The organism is Thauera sp. 27, from assembly GCF_000310125.2.
In the GTDB taxonomy this organism is placed as follows: Bacteria; Pseudomonadota; Gammaproteobacteria; order Burkholderiales; family Rhodocyclaceae; genus Thauera; species Thauera mechernichensis.
Genome location: NZ_AMXB01000002.1, coordinates 159,131 through 178,421 on the forward strand (window position 1 = coordinate 159,131; position 19,291 = coordinate 178,421).

Here is a 19,291-nt window from a genome sequence, read left to right on the forward strand (position 1 = left end):
TGTATGTGCAGAGATCGGCCATGACCGATCTCTGGAGACAGGATCGCCCGCCGGGCGCAGGACGTCATCATGATCGGCTGTGCCCGCGACTCGCGAAAATCTTGAACCGGCCACTACGCGTGCACAGGGGCGTGCGAGTACCGGCGTGCCCGTGCCGCGCGTGCTCAGTCTCTACGCTGGCGGGACGGCGCGGTATAGCGCGCATGGAAGGTCGTGCTGACGAACAGCGCTGTGGCCAGCGTAGCCTCGATGATCGCGAACACCCCCATCAGGCCTGGATCAGTGGCGCGCAACACACCCTCGGTGAAGTACAGCAGCGACAACATCGACACCCACTGCGAGGTGTAGCGCTTGCCGCGCAGGATACCGAACACCGCGGGCAGCAAGGGCACGGCCTTGAGAATCATCCACGAGCCGCCGGGGCGCAGCGGCGCAAGCCAGCCCTCCCACACCACGCTCAGCACGATCAGACCGAGCAGTGCGAAGCTGGAAACACGTACGAAGATCTGCGGGTTCATGCGTTCCTCCCCAGCCGAAGCGCGACTTCAGCGAGCCGGCGCCCCTGGGCCCTGGCCAGCGTGATCTCCTCAGTGCTCAGCAGCGGCGCGCCATCGATGCCGGCCACGTGGGTCGCCCCATAGGGCGTCCCGCCACTTCGCGTATGCGCGAGCGCGGGCTCGGTGTACGGCAGGCCCATGAGCAACATGCCGTGGTGCAGCAGGGGCACCATCATCGTCAGCAAGGTGCTCTCCTGTCCACCATGCAGCCCGCCGCTCGAAGTGAACACACAGGCCGGCTTGCCTGCCAGGACGCCGCCGACCCAGGCGCCGGCCAGGCCGTCGAGGAAGTACTTCATCGGTGCAGCCATGTTGCCGAAACGGGTCGGACTGCCCAACGCCAGGCCGGCGCACTGCTCGAGGTCAGCCGCTTCGACGTAGGGCGGACCGTCGGCCGGGATGTCGTCCTCGACCGCCTCGCATACCGTAGACACCCGTGGCACCGTCCTGACCCTGGCGCCAGCGCCAGGAACCTGATGGATACCGAGCGCGATCTGCTCGGCGAGCGCACGCACGGAGCCACGATGGCTGTAATAAAGAACAAGGATCTCTTGCATCGGCATCTGCATTCCAGGGCGGGGGGCCGAATTATACCCCTCACGCGCGTGCGCCTCCGGCGTTCCAGACCGCTCGTCGGTTCAGATCGGATAGGGGTCGATCTCGTACTGGAACAGTTCGACGCTGGGCGTCTGCATGTCCAGGCCCAGCGCGCGCGCCTGTGCCACATAGACATGCCCCAGATCGCGTACGAACACAAAGCGCCGCGATGCGTAGGTACCAGCCAGCGCCAGCATCGCCGGATGCCGCCGCACCGGCTCCATGACCGGCAGAGAAAGCGCTGGTGAAGGATGGAGCGCCGCCGTGCCGCGGAAACCGACCTTCACGGACTGGAATGAAGGGCCGATGAGTTGCAGACCGAGTTCAAGCTGTCCGGGATGCTCGCTGCGCACCCAACGCACGACGCATACCGACCACGGCTGCCCGTGCTCGCGCCGCAGCGCCACCGCACTGCCCGCCTCGACCTCGCAATCGACACCCGCAGCGCTCATGATCGCGTAACCACCGGGGCTCTCGTTCAGCACCACCCACTCGTGCACCCGCCCCTGCTCGCGCAATCCACATCCGAGCTCCCACACGGTCTTGAGGCCAACGCTGACCTGGATGACGTACTGCTGCGCCCGCCGCGGCTGCTCGCGCACAGGCGTTGCCATCCAGTGCATGCGCAGGCGACGCAGCAAGGCAAGCATCTCCAGCGGCGCAAGCCCGGCAGGAAATCCCCCCTCCTCCGCTGCGAGCGGCTCGATATCGCAACTGCTGCCTGCCAACTCAGCCGCAGTCATGTGTGCTGTTACCCAGTCGATGCACTCGCTGAGCTTCTGTGCCATCGCCCTCGGGTTGAACGCCCACGCCCGCCCTTCGGCCTGCAGTTCCGCGGGTACTGCACGACGGGCGAGCGCCACCGGCGGCGCGTCGGCGCCGGGATCGATCCACCACACGGCACCGCCTTCGGTCGCTGCATCGGGCGCCAGCAAGGCGACCGCGAGGACGCGCTCATCGAGAAAATCGAACAACCAGGCAAGCTCGCGCGCAGTAAGCCCCTCGGGCTGCGAAACCGCGACCGCAAGAAGGCGGAGATAGGCAGTGCGCGCTGCGCTGGCCTCGCCTGCCGCAAGATCGACCGCGCTCGCCAGTCGGTGCGCCAGACGCCAGCCACCTGCGGGCGTCTGCATGGCAGCCAGTCCCGACAGCGCACAGGCCTCGGTGACGAGCCCGAGCGCACTGGCAGCCAGCGTCTGGCGCGCAGCGCTGGCCCTCAGCAGCGAGCGCCGGCCGGCATCGACCAGCTCTGCATAGGCCCCCGCAACATCGAGCAGGGCGACACAGACCTGCTCGGTAAGCTCGAACACCGTGGCGGCGAGCGGCAGGTGGGCCGCAAGCAACTGCGGCCGCAAGCGCTCTGCCAGGTCCATCACCCGCTCGGACACCTCATCGACCAGCACCTGCTTGCGCTCGGCCGCGATGCCCGGCGCAGCCAGGATCGGCATATGGCGCTTGAGCGCAACAAGATCCGCCGCAGGATCGTCAGCCGGCTCGCCACCCAGCCAGTCGCTCAGCGCCTGCAAGGCATCGGAAAGTGCTCGAGGGTCGTCCATCATCCTGCTCAATCAACGGGCTCGACCTGCATTCTAGCCGCTTGTGGGATCGCCGCGCGCACGCAGAGCACGACCATCGAGCATGCTGCCAGACCATGAACGGCAGAAGGAAAGACGTGCAAGTCCTTGCTCTTGCGGGAACGTTCCCATATAATCCGACGTTTTTCGCATCTACCGATCAGGAAAATCAGATGGTCGTCATTCGCCTTGCCCGTGGTGGCGCCAAAAAGCGCCCGTTCTTCAACATGGTTGTTGCCGATTCGCGCAACCGCCGCGACGGTCGCTTCATCGAGCGCGTTGGCTACTACAACCCGATCGCCTCGGGCGCCGAAAAGGGCCTCGTGGTCAACACCGAGCGCCTGGCCTACTGGGAGCAGAACGGCGCCCAGCTGTCGCCGACGGTCGCCCGTCTGGTCAAGCAGGCCGCCAAGGCCGCAGCCTGATCAGCGCCAGTCTGCTACGGCGGAATACGGCATGATCGTACTGGGGCGCATCGTCGCCCCTTTTGGCGTTCAGGGCTGGATCAAGATCCATCCCTTCGGCGACGACCCCGCTGCCTGGCGCAAGATGTCGCACTGGTGGCTGAGTCGTGACGACAATGCGCCTGCAGCGCAGTGGAAGCAATACACGCTGAGCGCCTGCCGCACGCACGGCAAGGGACTGGTTGCCACGCTGGCCGAAGTCCCCGACCGTAACGCGGCCGAGGCGATCAACGGCTTCTACATCGCCGCTCCACGCGAAGCCCTGCCCGCAACCGAAGACGGCGAGTACTACTGGGGCGACCTTGTCGGGCTCACGGTCGATAACGAGGCAGGCGAGGCCCTTGGCGTCGTCAGTGGACTGTTGTCGACCGGTGCCCACGACGTGTTGCAGGTGCGCGAAGGCGCGGGCGAAGATGCCGTCGAACGGCTGATTCCCTTCGTCGCCGCCTACGTGCTCGACATTGACCTCGCCGCCCGGCATATCCGGGTGAGCTGGGAGAAAGATTGGTAGACGTCAGCCAGGAGGATGCGGGGCGGTCTGCCGGCATAGAAGGTGGCCAGCGTCGCTACGACGTGATCACGCTCTTCCCCGAGATGTTCTCTGCCCTCACGGCAAGCGGCATCACGCGGCGAGCGAAGGACAAGGGGCTGTACGAACTCGGGTTCCACAACCCGCGCGACTACACCCACGACCCGCACCGCACGGTCGATGACCGTCCCTACGGTGGCGGGCCGGGCATGGTGATGCTTGCCGAGCCGCTGGCACAGTCGATCGCCGCTGCGCGCGCGGCACAGCACGCAGCCACGGGCAAGCAGGCCCGGGTGATCTACCTGTCGCCTCAGGGGCGCCGGCTGGACCAGGCGGTAGTGATGGAGTTGGCGGCAGAGGCGGGCCTGGTGTTGCTGTGCGGTCGCTACGAAGGCGTTGACCAGCGCCTGATCGATCGCGAGGTCGACGAAGAACTCTCGCTCGGCGACTTCGTGCTGTCGGGTGGGGAACTGCCGGCGATGGTGCTGCTCGATGCAATCGTGCGCCAGTTGCCCGGCGCACTGAATACCGCCGGATCGGCACAGGAGGACTCCTTCGCCGACGGCCTGCTGGACTGTCCGCATTACACGCGGCCAGAGCTGTACGAGAACGAACGCGTGCCCGACGTGCTGCTGTCGGGCAACCATGCGGCGATCCGCCGCTGGCGGCTGAAGCAGTCCCTGGGCCGCACCTGGCTGCGCCGGCCCGAATTGCTGGCTGCGCGGCCACTGAGCAAGACCGAATTGAAACTGCTTGACGAGTTCAGGCAGGAGCAAGCCGGGGCAGAAGGCGACCTGCATGCGCAGGGCGTCTGAAAGCCCGATCACAAACGGCAGGCATCAGGTTTCGACCTGCTCTGCTGCCAGGCCGATGCAACAAGGCAGAGGCCGATAACATAGATGGAGTTAGTCCAATGAACCTGCTTCAGCAACTCGAACAAGAAGAGATCGCCCGTGTTTCCGAAGGCAAGACCATTCCCGAGTTCGGTCCCGGCGACACCGTGATCGTCCAGGTGAAGGTCAAGGAAGGTAACCGCGAGCGTCTGCAGGCCTATGAAGGCGTCGTCATCGCCAAGCGCAACCGTGGCCTGAACTCGTCCTTCATCGTCCGCAAGATCTCCTCGGGCGAAGGCGTCGAGCGTACGTTCCAGACCTACTCGCCGCTGGTCGCCGGCGTTGAAGTGAAGCGCCGCGGCGACGTCCGCCGTGCCAAGCTCTACTACCTGCGCCAGCGTTCGGGCAAGTCGGCTCGTATCAAGGAAAAGCTGGACTACAAGGCGGTCGCTGCACGGCGCGCTGCCCAGCAGCAAGGCTGATTGCCGTCTATCCGGCAAGACGACAAAAAACGGGCTTCGGCCCGTTTTTTGTTTTTGCGCATCCCGTTTTCGCGCGCGCCATCATCTCCTGCAGCCCGGCGCCCGGTCCGCGACGCAAATCCTCGCTCAGCGCCGCTCGACGCGATGCAGCATGTAGCCTGCCGCAGCCAGGAAGATCAGGCTGGGCGTAAGCGCCGCAAGCAGGGGCGGCCAAGCGTTGATCATGCCAAGATTCGAGAACAGGCCGTTGAGCAGATGGAAGGCAACGCCGAGCATCACGCCGACGAAGATGCGCGCACTCGCGCCGCCCATGCGATCGTGAATGAAGCCGAAGGGCATCGCCAGTGCCATCATCACCAGCACCGCGAACGGATACACCACCTTCTTCCACAGCGCGATCTCGAAACGATCGGCACTCTGGTTGTTGTCACGCAGGTGGCTGATGTAGGCCCACAGCTTGTCGAAGGGCATGTGCTCCGGCGACACCATCAGTACGCCGAGCACCTCCGGCGTCAGATCCGATCGCCAGCCGATCTCGGGCAGCACCTCGACCTCGGTACGATCGCCCAGGAAGCGGGTGCGTGACACCTCGAGCAGCTTCCATTCGCCTGAACCGTCATACACGCCGCGCTTGGCCTCGGCAATCGATACCAGCTCGTAGTTGTCGTTGAAGGTGTAGACCCGGGCATTGCGCATGCTGCGATCGGGCATCAGCGTGCGCACGTTGATCACCAGGCGCCCATCCTTGACCCACAGCCCGGAGCGCAACTGCTGCGACACGGTGGCATTGGTTGCGTTGAGCTTCCACTCCTGCGCCGCGGTCGCAGCGGGCGGCGCGAGATACTCGCCGACGAGGAAGGTGAACGCAACGAACACCCCGCCAATCAGGCCCAGCGTACGCATCAGCACCAGATTGGACATGCCCGAGGCACGCATCACCGTGATTTCGGAGTGCCGCGCCAGGGTTGCGAGCGCATACAGGCTACCGATCAGCACCGCGATCGGCATCAACTCGTAGACCAGCGCGGGCAGGCTCAGCAGCACATAGACGAAGGCCTGGTAGAGCGTGTAGCCCCCCTTGCCCACATCCTCGAGCTCGTTGATGAAGTCGAAGAAGGCGAACAGGCCGACAAAGGCGAGCAGGACAAGTGCCGTTGCCGACAGGATCTCGCGCGCCAGATAGCGCAGCAGCACGCCGCTCATGACCGCCTCCGCCAGAACGGTGAGATTGCCAGCCGCTTGTAGAACAACAACCCGAGCACACCGGCCACAACCAGGTGCGGCAGCACGAGCCCGAGCGTAAAGCCGATTCGACCCTGCGCGACCCAGGACTGGAATACGGAGATGGCGTTGCTGTAGAGAAGGTACACGAGCAGGGCCACCAGCATGTTGTTGGCACGACCGGCACGCGGATTGACGAAGGACAGCGGAATCGCCATCAAGGCAAGCAGCAGCGCGGTGAGCGGCGCGCTGAAACGCGCCAGCAACTCACCCAGGGCGCTCGAGCTGTCCAGGGCAAGCAGCACTGCCGTTGGCAAGGCGCGCGTACGCGACGGCTGCCCCGCCATCTGGCGTTGTTCGACCAGGACCTCGTAGCGCTCGAACTCCATCACCCTGTACTGGGGTGTGCCGGGCCGACCGTCGTAGCGCCTGCCCTTCTCGAGCACGACATAGCGACGCCCCTCCTCGTCGCTGCGCAGGAAACCCTCGGCCGATACGATGACGACAAGCCCGCCATCGCGCGCCTGCTCGCTGACGAACACATTGCGCACGCGACCATCCTCGCCTGCCCCCACCTCGACGAAGAACACGCGCTGAGCGCTCGAAGACTCGCGAAACACGCCGGGAGCGACCCGGTGGGTGTCGTCGCGACTCTCCAGCAACTGGCGATACTCGGCGCTCTTGAGCTGCGACCAGGGCGTCAGGTACAGCGCCCCCGCCCCGATCACGATCACCATCGGCAGCGCGAACATCAGCACCGGCCGGATCCAGGCCGTGAGCGGCACGCCAGCCGCGAACCAGACCACCATCTCGGAATCGCGGTAGCTGCGCGACAACGACACCAGGATGGCGATGAACAAGGTCAGCGTCAGCACTGTCGGCAACTGTGCGAGCGCACCGAAGCCGATCAATGCCATGACCGCGTCGGCCGGAACACGGCCGCCCGCCGCCTGCCCGAGCAAGCGGATGAGGACGGTGGAGATCAGGATCGCGAACAGCGCCACGAACACCGCGGCTGCCGTTTGGGCGAATTCCCGTTGCAGGGCGCGCCGGAAGATCATCGGGCGAAGGTCAGGAACCGAGTTGCAAGACAGCGTTGTGGTCTGGATCTCGCCAGCGTTGACGGAACCGCCGCTGGGGCGGCCACGACGGCGGTGGCGGGGAGGCGGTTTTGACGCCCTGCTCGGGTACGGGCCATAATCGGCGACGATCCGAAGCAAGCGTTCATCAAAGGAAAAAGCGGATGGAATTTACCATAAAGACCGGCAGCCCGGCGAAGCTCAAGACCGGCCTCCTGGTGCTGGGCGCCTTCGCTGGCGGCAAGCTGAGCGCACTCACGGCGGCCGTGGATGGTGCGACCGAAGGCCGCATCGCGGCGCTGATCAAGCGTGGCGATCTCGACGACAAGGCCGGCTCGACCCTGCTCATCCCCGACCTCGCGGGCACCCAAGCCGAGCGCGTGCTGCTGGTCAGCCTCGGCAAGGCCGAGGACTTCGGCGACAAGGCCTACCGCGACGCCCTCGGCGCAGCGGCCAAGGTCATCAGCAGCAGCGCAGCCAAGGATGCCGTGCTGGCGCTGGCCGACATCGAGCTCGAGGGCCGCAGCCTGTCGTGGCGGTTGCAGCAGGCGGCCCGCATCGTCGCCGACGGCGCCTACCGCTTCGATGCGCTCAAATCCGACCAGGGCAAGAAGACGCGCAAGGAGCGCGGTGCGCGCAAGCTTACCCTGCTCGTCAGCAGCGAGCTTTCGGCCGAACTGGACACTGCCGTACTGCAAGGGCACGCAATCGCCACCGGCATGGCGCTAGCCAAGGACCTCGGCAACCTCCCCGGCAACATCTGCACCCCCACCCACCTCGCCGAAACGGCCCAGGCGCTCGGCAAGCAGTACAAGTTCGGCGTCGAGGTGCTCGAACGGGCCGACATGGAGAAGCTCGGCATGGGCTCCTTCCTGTCGGTGGCCCGCGGCTCGCACCAGCCGCCCAAGTTCATCGTCATGGAATACAAGGGCGGCAAGGCGAAGGCCAAGCCGATCGTACTGGTCGGCAAAGGCATCACCTTCGACACCGGCGGCATCTCGCTCAAGCCCGCAGCCGAGATGGACGAGATGAAGTACGACATGTGCGGCGCGGCCAGCGTGATCGGCACCTTCAAGGCAGTTGCGCAGATGGGTCTGCCGATCAATCTCGTCGGCCTCATCCCCACCACCGAAAACATGCCCGGCGGCGGAGCGACCAAGCCGGGCGACGTCGTCACCTCGATGTCGGGCCAGACCATCGAGGTACTCAACACCGACGCCGAAGGGCGCCTCATCCTGTGCGACGCGCTGACCTACGCCGAGCGCTTCAAGCCCGAGTGCGTGATCGACATCGCCACCCTCACCGGCGCCTGCGTGGTCGCGCTGGGCAAGATCCCCAGCGGCCTGCTGGCCAACGACGACGACCTTGCCGCCGAACTCCTCAAGCGCGGCACGGAGTCTGGCGATCGTGCCTGGCAGCTGCCACTGTGGGACGAGTACCAGGAGCTGCTCAAGAGCAACTTTGCGGACATGGGCAACATCGGCGGCCGCTACGCCGGCACCATTACCGCAGCCTGCTTCCTCGCGCGCTTCACCAAGGCGTACAAGTGGGCGCATCTGGACATCGCCGGCACCGCCTGGGTGTCGGGCGAGGCCAAGGGCGCAACCGGCCGCCCGGTACCGCTGCTGTCCAGCTTCCTGATCGGCCGCGCTCAGGCAGCAGCGCGCTGAGCAGCCGCCAGGCCACAGCCGGCATGGGCACGCGCATCCACTTCTACCACAACACCCCCGACCGCCTCGCCCTCGTAGGCGAGCTGGTCGGGCGGGCGCTCGAGCGCGGGCGCAAGGCAGCGGTGCGTTTTCCCGATGGCACGATGCTCAAGCGCTTCGACCAGTTGCTGTGGACCCGGGAACCTCAGTCCTTCACGCCCCATGTCGCGGTCGACTCGCCACTCGCTGGCGAAACCCCCATCGTGCTGGCGGAGGCTGGTACCGCTACCCCCTGGCCGCACACCGACATGCTGCTCAACCTGGCCGACGACATCCCCCCCGGCTTCGAGCACTTCCGCCTGCTGATCGAAATCGTCGGCCAGACGGAGGCCGACAAGGCACCCGCGCGCGCGCGCTGGGGCCACTACCGGCAGCGCGGCCTGGAGTTGAAGGCTTTCGATTCGGTAATGAGGGCGCCCTTGTGAACCAGGATTGGCAGGGACTTTCCCCTGAAGACGAGCTCGAGCGTGCCGACGATCTGCTCAACCAGGCCGACGCCCTGCTCAAGCGCCACCAGGCAAAGGACGACGCCGGCGGCATGGACTGGTATCCAACCCCTGAGCTGGACGAGGACGACCTGCCCATCCTCACCGAGGTCGTCGAGGATTTTGCGCTGCCGCCAGACTGGCCCGCGACGTCGGCACCCCATGCAACCGGCTTCGAGCGCCCGCCGACACCCCCTCCGAAGGCCCACGCTTCCTCGGTGCAGGCGCCCACCAGTGCCGGCGCCGACCACAGTGCAGCGCTGCAGGCGGCGCTGTCATCCCGGCTGGCGGAAAAGCTGGTCGAACTCGACACCGAGATCGCGCGCGAGATCGGCCTCTGGGTTTCCACCGAGATGCCTCAGATCCTCTCCCGCGAGCTCGATGGCCTGGCCAGCCGCCTGCAGGCCGAGATGCAGGCGCACCTGCGCGCCACGCTTCTGCCCGAGCTATCCGCCCGCGTCGGCCGCCTGCTCGACGACGCCGGCGCGCCCCAGGCCGTCAAACCGCCCTCACGCACCTGAGGCGCTGCCGACGCAACGATAGCGGCGCAGGCACGCGCCCCGGCCGCGTCACGCCAACAGGCCGGGCGGCAGCTGCGCATCCGCTATAATCCGCGCTTTGCCTTCAAGCGCGTAGAACACCATGGAACTGGCCAAGAGCTTCGAGCCCGCCGACATCGAACGTCGCTGGTACCCGGAATGGGAATCCCGCGGCTATTTCGACGCCGGACTCGACAAGTCGAACCCCAACGCCTTCTGCATCCTGCTGCCGCCGCCCAACGTCACCGGCACGCTGCACATGGGGCACGGCTTCAACCAGACGATCATGGACGCGCTGACGCGCTACCACCGCATGCGCGGCGACAACACGCTGTGGCAGCCGGGCACCGACCACGCCGGCATCGCCACCCAGATCGTCGTCGAGCGCCAGCTCGACGCCCAGGGCATCTCGCGCCACGACCTTGGCCGCGAGAAGTTCCTGGAAAAGGTGTGGGAGTGGAAGGAGTACTCCGGCGGCACCATCACCCGCCAGATGCGCCGCCTCGGCACCAGCCCGGACTGGAAGCGCGAACGCTTCACCATGGACGAAGGCCTGTCGAAGACGGTCACCGAGACCTTCGTGCGCCTCTACAACGAGGGCCTGATCTACCGCGGCAAGCGCCTGGTGAACTGGGACCCCAAGCTCGGCACTGCGGTGTCCGACCTCGAAGTGGTGTCCGAGGAAGAGGACGGCAAGCTCTATCACATCCTCTACCCCTTCACCGATGGCCCGATCGGTGAGTTGCGCGGCCTGACCGTCGCCACCACCCGCCCCGAGACCCTGCTCGGCGACGTCGCGGTGATGGTGCATCCCGAGGATGAGCGCTATGCCCACCTCATCGGCAAGACGGTCGCGCTGCCGCTCACCGGCCGCCACATCCCGATCATCGCGGACGACTACGTCGACCGCGAGTTCGGCACCGGCTGCGTCAAGGTCACCCCGGCGCACGACTTCAACGACTACGCGGTCGGCCAGCGCCACAAGCTCGACATGATCGTCGTGCTCAAGCTCGACGGCAGCGTGCCCGCAGTCGCCGAACGCTACACCAGCGACGGCATCACTCTGGACGGCGTGGCCATGCCGGCCACGGTCGCCGGCCTGGATCGCGTGCCGGCGCGCGATGCGGTGGTCACAGAACTGGAACAGCTCGGCCTGCTGATCGAGGTCAAGGCGCACAAGATGCAGGTGCCGCGCGGCGACCGCACCAGCGTCGTCATCGAACCCATGCTCACCGACCAGTGGTTCGTGGCCATGTCCAAGCCGGGCGCGGATGGCAAGTCGATCACGCAGAAGGCGCTCGAGGTCGTCGCCTCCGGCGAGATCAAGTTCTACCCCGAGAACTGGGTCAACACCTACAACCAGTGGCTCAACAACATCCAGGACTGGTGCATCTCGCGCCAGCTGTGGTGGGGTCACCGCATCCCGGCGTGGTACGACGAGGAAGGCAAGATCTACGTCGCCAGCTGCGAAGAAGAGGCCATCCACGCCTGGAAGGCCGACCTGCAGGCCGAGATCGACGCCCTCACCGCCGAGGTTCAGGCGCGCCAGAGCCAGGGCCAGACCGCCGCCGACTACCCGGCCATCGCCGAACGCCTGGCCGTGCTGCATGCCCGCCACGACGCCGGCCACCTGCGCCAGGAAGACGACGTGCTCGACACCTGGTACTCGTCCGCACTGTGGCCGTTCTCAACGCTGGACTGGACCCCGGAGTGGCCGGGCAAGAGCAACGACGCGCTCGACCTCTACCTGCCCTCGACCGTGCTCGTCACCGGCTTCGACATCATCTTCTTCTGGGTGGCGCGCATGGTCATGATGACCAAGCACATCACCGGCAAGATCCCGTTCAGGCACGTCTACGTGCACGGCCTCATCCGCGACGCGGAAGGCCAGAAGATGAGCAAGTCCAAGGGCAACGTGCTCGACCCGATCGACCTCATCGACGGCATTGCCCTCGACGAACTGGTCGGCAAGCGCACCTACGGCCTGATGAACCCCAAGCAGGCGCAGAGCATCGAGAAGAAGACACGCAAGGAATTCCCCGAGGGCATCCCCGCCTTCGGCACCGACGCGCTGCGCTTCACCTTCGCCAGCCTGGCCAGCCCGGGCCGCGACATCAAGTTCGACCTCGCGCGCTGCGAGGGCTACCGCAACTTCTGCAACAAGCTGTGGAACGCCACCCGCTTCGTGCTGATGAACTGCGAGGGCCAGGACTGCGGCATCGGCGACAACGTCGCCTGCTCCACCGAGGTGCTCGACTTCTCCTTCGCCGACCGCTGGGTCGTGTCGCGCCTGCAGCGCACCGAGGCCGAAGTCGCAACCCAGTTCGAGGCCTACCGCTTCGACCTCGTCGCGCGTGCGGTCTATGAGTTCGTGTGGGACGAGTACTGCGACTGGTACCTGGAACTCGCCAAGGTGCAGATCCAGACCGGCACCCCGGCCCAGCAGCGCGCCACCCGGCGTACCTTGCTGCGCGTGCTCGAGACGGTGCTACGCCTGGCCCACCCGCTGATTCCCTTCATCACCGAGGAGCTGTGGCAGACGGTCGCCCCGCTCGCCGGGCGCAGGGATGGCGACAGCATCATGCGCGTACGCTACCCGCAGGCCGACATGAGTCGGATCGACGAGGCCTGCGAGGCCAAGGTCGCCGAGTTGAAGGCGATGGTCTATGCATGCCGCAACCTGCGCGGTGAGATGAACATCTCGCCCGCCCAGCGCCTGCCGCTGGTCGCCGCCGGCGACAAGGCGGCGCTGGCCGTGTATGCCCCCTATCTCGCCGGCCTGGCAAAGCTCTCGGACGTACAGATCGTCGACGAGATCGGCGCCGACGAACTCGCCCCGGTCGCAGTGGCCGGCGCGACCCGCTTGATGCTCAAGGTGGAGATCGACATCGCTGCCGAGCGCGAACGCCTGGGCAAGGAGATCGCCCGCCTCGAGGGCGAGATCGCGAAGGCCGAAGGCAAGCTCGGCAACGCCAGCTTCGTCGATCGCGCCCCGGCCGCGGTGGTACAGCAGGAACGCGACCGCCTCGCTGGCTTCAAGGTCACGGTGGACAAGCTCAAGCCGCAGCTCGCCAAGCTCGGCGGCTGAGCCGAACAGGGCCGGGCAAGGCCGGCCTGAACGGCAAGAAGGGGCTGCCCGGCAACACGGGCAGCCCCTTCAGTTTCCAGCGCCGTACCGGGAAGACTTACTTGCGCTTGAGGAAGAACTCGAAGGCCTTGTCCGCCGTCTCGCCCTGGCCAACCAGCTCATTGCCCGTCTGCCGTGCAAAAGCCTGGAAGTCCTTCACCGCGCCCGGATCGGTGGCAAGCACGCGCACCACCTGCCCGGACTGCATCTCGGCCAACATCTTCTTGGCGCGCAGGATCGGCAACGGGCAGTTCAGTCCACGGGCATCCACTTCCTTGTCGAAATCCATCCCTCGTCCTCTGTCATGGCTAATTGCTTGAATCCAATATTCTAATGGATCAAGGCAGGCGCAGGAAGGCGGACACCGCCGCACACCTTGGTATCAGCGCTCGCGCCGCTCCTCCAGCAGGCGCTGCTGCAGCTCGCGCATGCGCGCATCCACTGCCGACAGCGTGTAGAAATCGCCATCGCCCGCACGGCGCGCAATCTCGAGCTGCTCGATGGCCGCAGGCAGGCTGCCGCGCAACACATAGACCTCGGCCTGCGCCCTGTGCTGCTCGGTGCGCTGGCCAAGCTCGGCTTGCGCACGCGAGAGCAGCTGCCACAGGCGCGGATCGGCACTTCGGGTATCGATCATCCGGCGCACGCCGGCAACGGCCTGCGCAGCCTGGCCGCCACGGATCTGTGCGTCGGCCAGCGCGTAGGCCAGGCTGCGACTCGCCGGAAAACGCTGCTGAGCGGTCTCGAGCGTGCGGATCGCGCTGCTCGGGTCTCGCCGTGCAAGGCTGATCTCGGCCGCGAGGGTCTCGATCCAGGGCGACGGCGCTGCACGCGCGCGCAAGCTGCCCAGCCTGTCCGCAGCCTCTGCCGTGCGCCCTGCCCGCAGCAAGGCACGCGCAAGACCGTAAAGCGCTGCATCGTCGCGCCCATCGCGGGCAACACGATCCTCCAGATCGCGCACCGCATCGGCCGGCTGGCCCACACTGGCGCGCAGCTTGGCGCGCGCATAGCGGAAGTCGTCCGAATCGAGCACCTGGCGGAATGGCATCGTAGCCACCCGGTTTTCCATGTCGGCAATCCGCTCGGTGGTGAGCGGGTGGGTGCGCAGGTAGGCCGGCGCGTTGTTCTCGTACATCCGTGTCGAACGCTGCAAGCGCTCGAAGAAGCTCGGCATGCCGCGCACGTCCAGCCCGGCACGATCCAGGGTATCGAGACCAACGCGATCGGCCTCGCGCTCGAAGGCACGCGTGTAGCCGAGCTGCGACTGGATCGCCCCCGCCTGCCCGGCCGCAATCGCCGCCTGGCTGACATCGGAATTGCTGCGCGCAGCCAGCACTGCGACCAGCAGCGACGCCATCATCAGCATCGCCGACTGGCTCTGCTTGCCGACGATCTGGGCGATATGGCGCTGGGTGACGTGCGCGATCTCGTGCCCGAGCACCGAGGCGAACTCCGACTCGGTTTCGGCTGCAAGCAGCAATCCCGTATGCACACCGATATAGCCGCCAGGAAGCGCAAAGGCGTTCAGCGAGGGGTCGCGCACGACAAAGAAGTCGAAATCGAGCGACGCGTTGTTGCCAACCGCAGCCAGGCGATGGCCGAGCCGGTTGACGTACTCCTCGACCTCGGGGTCGTCCAGGTAGGCGGCATCACGCCAGCGGATCTCGCGAATGATCTGCTCGCCAATCCGCCTTTCAGCGGCAGGCGAGAGTTCGGAAGCCGCTACATCGCCCAGGTCGGGCAGATCGAAGGCGAGCACGGGAAGCGGCGCGGGCAGGGCCAGCGCCAGGCTGAGCAGGAGGGCAAGGGGTCGGCGCATCATCGGGTGCTATGATACGCGCGACCTTGCGCGCGTTCCCGTCCGAGTGCATCGATCTGTTGCCACTCGTCATCCGTGCCCGCGCAGCTCCGTCACCGTGCGCACTCGAGCGCGCACCGGCGGGCGCTCTAGATCCGCTCTACACCCTTACCCACTGCTCTGCGACTGCCATGACCACGACGTCCTCCGCCAGCCCGACCCCGCTCACCCATTTCGATGCCGACGGCCAGGCTCACATGGTCGACGTCGGCGCCAAGGCGGAAACCCGTCGTGTCGCCGTCGCCACGGGCTGCATCCACATGCAGCCCGAAACTTTCGCGATGGTGAAGGCGGGCAGCGCGAAGAAAGGAGACGTCATCGGCATTGCGCGCATCGCTGCTATCCAGGCCTCGAAGCGCACCAGCGAACTGATCCCGCTCTGCCACCCGATCCCGCTCACCCGCGTCGCCGTCGATTTCGAACTCATCGAGCACGACGCCGCCATCCGCTGCACGGTCACGGCAGAGACGGTAGGCCGCACCGGGGTCGAGATGGAGGCACTGACCGCGGTGAATGTGGGCCTACTGACGATCTACGACATGTGCAAGGCCGTCGATCGCGGCATGCGCATGGAAGGCATCCAGCTCATGGAGAAGCTGGGCGGCAAGTCGGGGCACTGGAAGGCGTGAGCGCGTCACCCGGACGGCTCAGTCATCGTCCAGCAGCAACTCGCCTCCCGGGCCCCACTTCACCTTGGTGATGCCGGGGCTCTCCGCCTCCAGCCTCCTGCGCTCCTTGTCCTCGGACGTGATGCTGCCGCGCTCGGCGCGCTTCTCGTCGGCAAGCAGTCGATCCTCGAGCAGACGGTCATAGCGCTCCAGCGCTTCGCGTACGGTGTCGACCAGTTCGTCACGGCTCCACGGCTTGACGAGGTAGCGATGGACCTCGGCCTGATTGACCGCAGCCATCGCCGCATCGAAATCCGTGGTTGCCGACAGCATCAGGCGGATGCTGTCGGGCTGCAGTGCGCGTATGGCCTTGAGCAGCGTCACACCATCCATGCCCGGCATCCGATAGTCCGAAATGACCACCTCGTAGCGGATGTACTGGCAACGGCCGAGCGCGGCCAATGGCGAGGCGTGCGACTCGACACTGACATCCTGCCCGCTGAAAGCGCGCTCGAGCACACGCTGCAGCGCCAGCAACACGTTGGGCTCGTCGTCAATGAGCATGATGCGCTTCATACCATCCTCCCCTCGTCGCGCACGTGAATCACCAGCCCCTCCAGGCCCTCCTGGCTCGCATACTCCTGGATCTGGCGGATGATCCCTGCGGTCAGGACAAAGTCGGTCGCCAGGAGCAGGTAGCCCTGTCGAGTGACCAGGTCGCGTGACAGTATCATCCCGGGCATCAGGCGCGCGACGCTCAGCCCGGCCTCCTTCAGATCGTTTCGCTCCGACTCGGCGACGACCTCCAGGAACAGATCGAGGATATCCGGATCGTAACTCCGGCCACGGCCGGCTTCGAGCAGCTCCAGCGCCTCCCTGGCGGTGCGCTTGCGCGCTGCAAGGGTGCCGATCTGCAGCCCGTCATAGTCGTTCGCAACCGCCACGATACGCGCACCGAGCGGAATCTGCTCGCCCGCCAGGCCATCGGGATAGCCTTTGCCATCAAAGCGCTCGTGGTGGCTTCGCACCAGGCGTGCCGCCTGCGCGAGTTCGGAAAGCGCCATCAGGGCGTGCTCGCCGGCCTGCGGGTGCTTGCGGTAGCGCAGCAACTCCGGCCCCGACATCTCCGCGACTGCACGCGACAACAAGGTATCGGGCAGGCCAATCTTGCCGATATCGTGCAGCAGCCCGGCGAGAAACACGTCCTGCACCGCAGCGGCATCCATGCCTGCGCGCTTGGCCAGCTTGCGTGCCAGCTCCGCTACCCGGCGCGAATGGCCTGCAATCGCGCCCTCGCGCAACTCGATGAGGTTGGTAAACACCTTGATCGAGGTGATGAAGCTCGCCTTGATGTGCTCATTGGCCTTGCGCAGCTCGACCGTACGCTCCATCACCTTCAGTTCCAGGCTGGCATTGACGTCCTTGAGCTCTTCGTTCTGCTGCGCAGTCAGCGCCTCGAGCCTCGCCTTGTCGCGCTCGAGCTGCTTGCGTTCGAGCGCATGGCGGACGATGAGCAGGAGTGCCTTGTCATCCCAGGGCTTGCTGACGTAATGAAAGATGCGCCCCTTGTTGACGGCATCGATGGTCGAGTCGATGTCGGCGTAGCCGGTGAGCAGTAGCCGCATGGTGTCCGGCCAGCGCGTGCTCACTTCTTCAAGGAACTGGGCGCCGGACATCCCGGGCATGCGCATGTCCGAGATGACGAGATCGAACGGCGCCTGATCGAGTATGGCCAGCCCTTCCTCGCCGCTGGCCGCCACCGTCACCGCGTAGCCGCAAGGCCTGAACAGGCGGCGCAGCGCCGACAGGATGTTGGCTTCATCATCGACACAGAGCACCCGCCAGGCCGGCACCTCGTCCGCGCCAGGCGATGCGGCCTGGATGGCATCGCTCATGCTTCGCTCCGCGTCTCGACATGATGCACGGGCAGGACGACGCGGAACAGCGTCCCCACCCCCGGGGTGCTCTCGAGCTCGATGCGACCGTTGTGATTCTTGACGATGCCATAGGACAAGGACAGGCCGAGCCCGGTCCCCTTGCCAACGGGCTTGGTGGTAAAGAAAGGATCGAAGATCTTCATCTGCAGCTCGGGCGCAATGCCGCAACCGTTGTCGGCAACCTCGACGCACACCTGCCCTGCATCCAGCACCCGGGTGGCCACACGGATGCGGCCGCGTGCCTCGCCGATTGCATGTGCTGCGTTCACCAGCAGGTTCATGAACACCTGGTTGAGCTGCGACGGCAGGCACTCGATCTCGGGCAGCCCGGCGAACTCGCAGACGACGTCAGCCTTGTACTTGATCTCGTTGCTCACGATATTGAGGGTCGACTCCAGGCCCGCCTCGATGTTCGCCCACTGCCACTCCTGCTTCACGTCGACATGCGAGAAGTCCTTCAGATCCTGGACGATCTTGCGTACGCGGGTGATGCCCTCCTTGGACTCCTCCACCAGCTTGGGGATATCCTCCCTCAGGAACTCGACGTCGAGCTTCGCCCCCAGTGCCTGCAAGGCTTCGCGCTTGTCCTCGGCCAGGCAGGAAGACATCGCCTGCTCGTAGGCGTCGAGCATCTCGAACAAGTCGCCCATGTAGCCTTCCAGTGCGCCGATGTTGGAATGGACGTAGCCGATGGGGTTGTTGATCTCATGCGCGACACCTGCCGCCAACTGCCCGATCGAGGCCATCTTCTCGGACTGCACGAGCTGCGCGCTGGCCGACTCGAGCTGTGCGGTACGCTCCGCCACCAGGCGCTCGAGTCCGGCCTGCTGTTGACGCAGCGCCTCCTCTGCCGTGCGCCGTGCCGTCATGTCCTGCAAGGTCTCGATCGCCCCCACCACCTGGCCCCGGGCGTTGCGCAGCGGCGCCGCCGTGAAGTAAAGCCAGCGCCCCGAGTCGCCAAAATGCGGGAAGAAGGCTTCCGCCTCGTAGGCGCCGTCGATGAGTTCCGAGCGGCGCAGCTTGCCGCGGTACAACTCTTCGAAACCACGCTCGAGATCGCCGCTCAGCACCAGGTCGGCCAGGGTCGGACGCTCGGTACGATAAAAGGGATACCACTGCCGCGTCGTGCCCACGATCTCGGCCGCTGCGGTGCCCGTGATGGCCGCGCAGGCCTTGTTCCAGTGCGTTACCTGATGCTGGGCATTGAGCACGAAGGTGGGCACGGGGTCGCCATCGATGATCTGCGCGAAGAGACGGAACAGGGACCGTTCACGTGCCTCTCTCCGTTTGTAGTCCGAGAGGTCGTAAATGAAACAGACGAGCAGCGGATCGTCGTCGATGTCGATTCGGCTCGGCGCGATCTCGACCGTGCGTTGCTCTCCACCACCGGACAGCAAGCACAGCTCGAGTCTTGCCGGTGCGGCCTCGCCGGCGAGTACGGCCGCGGCGAGCGCCTGCCAGCGTTGCCGATCGCCGTCGAGCACGAGCGCATCGAAGGGCATCCCGAGCAAGCTCGCCTGGTCGCGCTGCAGCAGTTGCTGGCAGGCCTCGTTGGCGTACAGCACCGGCCCATCCCGGTAGGCCAGCATCGGCGCGCCCACCGTATCGAGGAGATTGAGCGCCAGTCGGCTGTCAACCCCGCAGCCGCGCTCGCGTGCGCAAGAGTGAAGGACGATCCGCTTGCCCATTCCG

19 protein-coding genes are annotated in these 19,291 nt (G+C 65.9%); 9 read left to right on the forward strand and 10 right to left on the reverse strand.

Annotated features, from left to right (window positions below):
• Positions 1-164: 164 nt before the first annotated feature.
• From B447_RS01670 to B447_RS01680, 3 genes are all read right to left on the reverse strand, one after another.
• Positions 165-518, reverse strand: coding sequence for a DUF2069 domain-containing protein (locus B447_RS01670; protein ID WP_002935870.1), 354 nt, complete (start codon positions 516-518; stop codon positions 165-167).
• The gene (wrbA, locus tag B447_RS01675) at positions 515-1,114 is read right to left on the reverse strand and encodes an NAD(P)H:quinone oxidoreductase (RefSeq protein WP_002923628.1); all 600 of its coding nucleotides are present in this window, start codon (positions 1,112-1,114) and stop codon (positions 515-517) included. The genes B447_RS01670 and wrbA overlap by 4 nt, the downstream gene beginning before the upstream one ends.
• 81 nt (positions 1,115-1,195) lie before the next feature.
• On the reverse strand, positions 1,196-2,710 hold the full coding sequence (locus tag B447_RS01680) for a hypothetical protein (protein WP_002935871.1): 1,515 nt from the start codon (positions 2,708-2,710) through the stop codon (positions 1,196-1,198).
• A gap of 191 nt (positions 2,711-2,901) precedes the next feature.
• Between B447_RS01680 and rpsP the strand changes: the two genes are divergently transcribed.
• The 4 genes from rpsP to rplS all read left to right on the forward strand — a co-directional run bounded on the left by rpsP (position 2,902) and on the right by rplS (position 5,036).
• The gene (rpsP, locus tag B447_RS01685; RefSeq protein WP_002923624.1) at positions 2,902-3,153 is read left to right on the forward strand and encodes a 30S ribosomal protein S16; all 252 of its coding nucleotides are present in this window, start codon (positions 2,902-2,904) and stop codon (positions 3,151-3,153) included.
• Between the two features lie 31 nt (positions 3,154-3,184).
• Entirely contained in the window at positions 3,185-3,703 is a 519-nt protein-coding gene (rimM, locus tag B447_RS01690; RefSeq protein ID WP_002935874.1) for a ribosome maturation factor RimM, read from the forward strand.
• The gene (gene trmD / locus B447_RS01695; protein ID WP_002935879.1) at positions 3,697-4,536 is read left to right on the forward strand and encodes a tRNA (guanosine(37)-N1)-methyltransferase TrmD; all 840 of its coding nucleotides are present in this window, start codon (positions 3,697-3,699) and stop codon (positions 4,534-4,536) included. The genes rimM and trmD overlap by 7 nt, the downstream gene beginning before the upstream one ends.
• Positions 4,537-4,634: 98 nt before the next feature.
• Positions 4,635-5,036 carry a 50S ribosomal protein L19 gene (rplS, locus tag B447_RS01700; RefSeq protein ID WP_002923618.1) on the forward strand — a complete coding sequence of 134 codons (402 nt, stop codon included), beginning with the start codon at positions 4,635-4,637 and terminating at the stop codon, positions 5,034-5,036.
• A gap of 126 nt (positions 5,037-5,162) precedes the next feature.
• Here rplS and lptG read toward each other — a convergent pair whose 3' ends face one another.
• Complete coding sequence (gene lptG / locus B447_RS01705; protein ID WP_002923616.1) at positions 5,163-6,239, reverse strand: LPS export ABC transporter permease LptG; 1,077 nt, start codon at positions 6,237-6,239, stop codon at positions 5,163-5,165.
• Entirely contained in the window at positions 6,236-7,318 is a 1,083-nt protein-coding gene (lptF, locus tag B447_RS01710; protein ID WP_002923610.1) for an LPS export ABC transporter permease LptF, read from the reverse strand. The genes lptG and lptF overlap by 4 nt, the downstream gene beginning before the upstream one ends.
• Positions 7,319-7,500: 182 nt before the next feature.
• Here lptF and B447_RS01715 point away from each other — a divergent pair, with 182 nt between their 5' ends.
• From B447_RS01715 to B447_RS01730, 4 genes are all read left to right on the forward strand, one after another.
• A complete protein-coding gene (locus B447_RS01715) occupies positions 7,501-9,006 on the forward strand; it encodes a leucyl aminopeptidase (protein WP_002935889.1) in 1,506 nt (501 codons plus the stop codon).
• Positions 9,007-9,029: 23 nt separating this feature from the next.
• Entirely contained in the window at positions 9,030-9,470 is a 441-nt protein-coding gene (locus B447_RS01720) for a DNA polymerase III subunit chi (RefSeq protein ID WP_002935891.1), read from the forward strand.
• Positions 9,467-10,051: a hypothetical protein gene (locus B447_RS01725; protein ID WP_002935894.1), complete on the forward strand. Its 585-nt coding sequence runs from the start codon at positions 9,467-9,469 to the stop codon at positions 10,049-10,051. Before B447_RS01720 ends, B447_RS01725 begins: the two co-directional genes overlap by 4 nt.
• A gap of 121 nt (positions 10,052-10,172) precedes the next feature.
• On the forward strand, positions 10,173-13,157 hold the full coding sequence (locus B447_RS01730; RefSeq protein ID WP_002935895.1) for a valine--tRNA ligase: 2,985 nt from the start codon (positions 10,173-10,175) through the stop codon (positions 13,155-13,157).
• Between the two features lie 97 nt (positions 13,158-13,254).
• Here the strand turns inward: B447_RS01730 and B447_RS01735 are convergent, their stop codons facing one another.
• Both B447_RS01735 and B447_RS01740 read right to left on the reverse strand, forming a co-directional pair.
• Positions 13,255-13,485, reverse strand: coding sequence for a sulfurtransferase TusA family protein (locus B447_RS01735; protein ID WP_002923597.1), 231 nt, complete (start codon positions 13,483-13,485; stop codon positions 13,255-13,257).
• A gap of 93 nt (positions 13,486-13,578) precedes the next feature.
• Positions 13,579-15,018 carry a M48 family metalloprotease gene (locus tag B447_RS01740; RefSeq protein ID WP_002935896.1) on the reverse strand — a complete coding sequence of 480 codons (1,440 nt, stop codon included), beginning with the start codon at positions 15,016-15,018 and terminating at the stop codon, positions 13,579-13,581.
• A 167-nt stretch (positions 15,019-15,185) separates the two neighbouring features.
• On the opposite strand from B447_RS01740, the gene moaC reads away from it, so the two are divergent.
• Positions 15,186-15,683: a cyclic pyranopterin monophosphate synthase MoaC gene (gene moaC, locus B447_RS01745; RefSeq protein WP_002923592.1), complete on the forward strand. Its 498-nt coding sequence runs from the start codon at positions 15,186-15,188 to the stop codon at positions 15,681-15,683.
• An 18-nt stretch (positions 15,684-15,701) separates the two neighbouring features.
• Here moaC and B447_RS01750 read toward each other — a convergent pair whose 3' ends face one another.
• Genes B447_RS01750 through B447_RS01760 form a run of 3 tightly spaced genes read right to left on the reverse strand, consistent with a single transcriptional unit; the run spans position 15,702 to position 19,287 of the window.
• Positions 15,702-16,238, reverse strand: a complete 537-nt coding sequence (locus tag B447_RS01750) for a response regulator (RefSeq protein WP_002935901.1) — start codon at positions 16,236-16,238, stop codon at positions 15,702-15,704.
• Positions 16,235-17,557 (reverse strand): HD domain-containing phosphohydrolase, encoded by a 1,323-nt coding sequence (locus tag B447_RS01755; RefSeq protein ID WP_002935903.1) that lies wholly within the window; start codon positions 17,555-17,557, stop codon positions 16,235-16,237. The genes B447_RS01750 and B447_RS01755 overlap by 4 nt, the downstream gene beginning before the upstream one ends.
• Complete coding sequence (locus B447_RS01760) at positions 17,554-19,287, reverse strand: ATP-binding protein (protein WP_002935907.1); 1,734 nt, start codon at positions 19,285-19,287, stop codon at positions 17,554-17,556. The genes B447_RS01755 and B447_RS01760 overlap by 4 nt, the downstream gene beginning before the upstream one ends.
• Positions 19,288-19,291 lie beyond the last annotated feature (4 nt).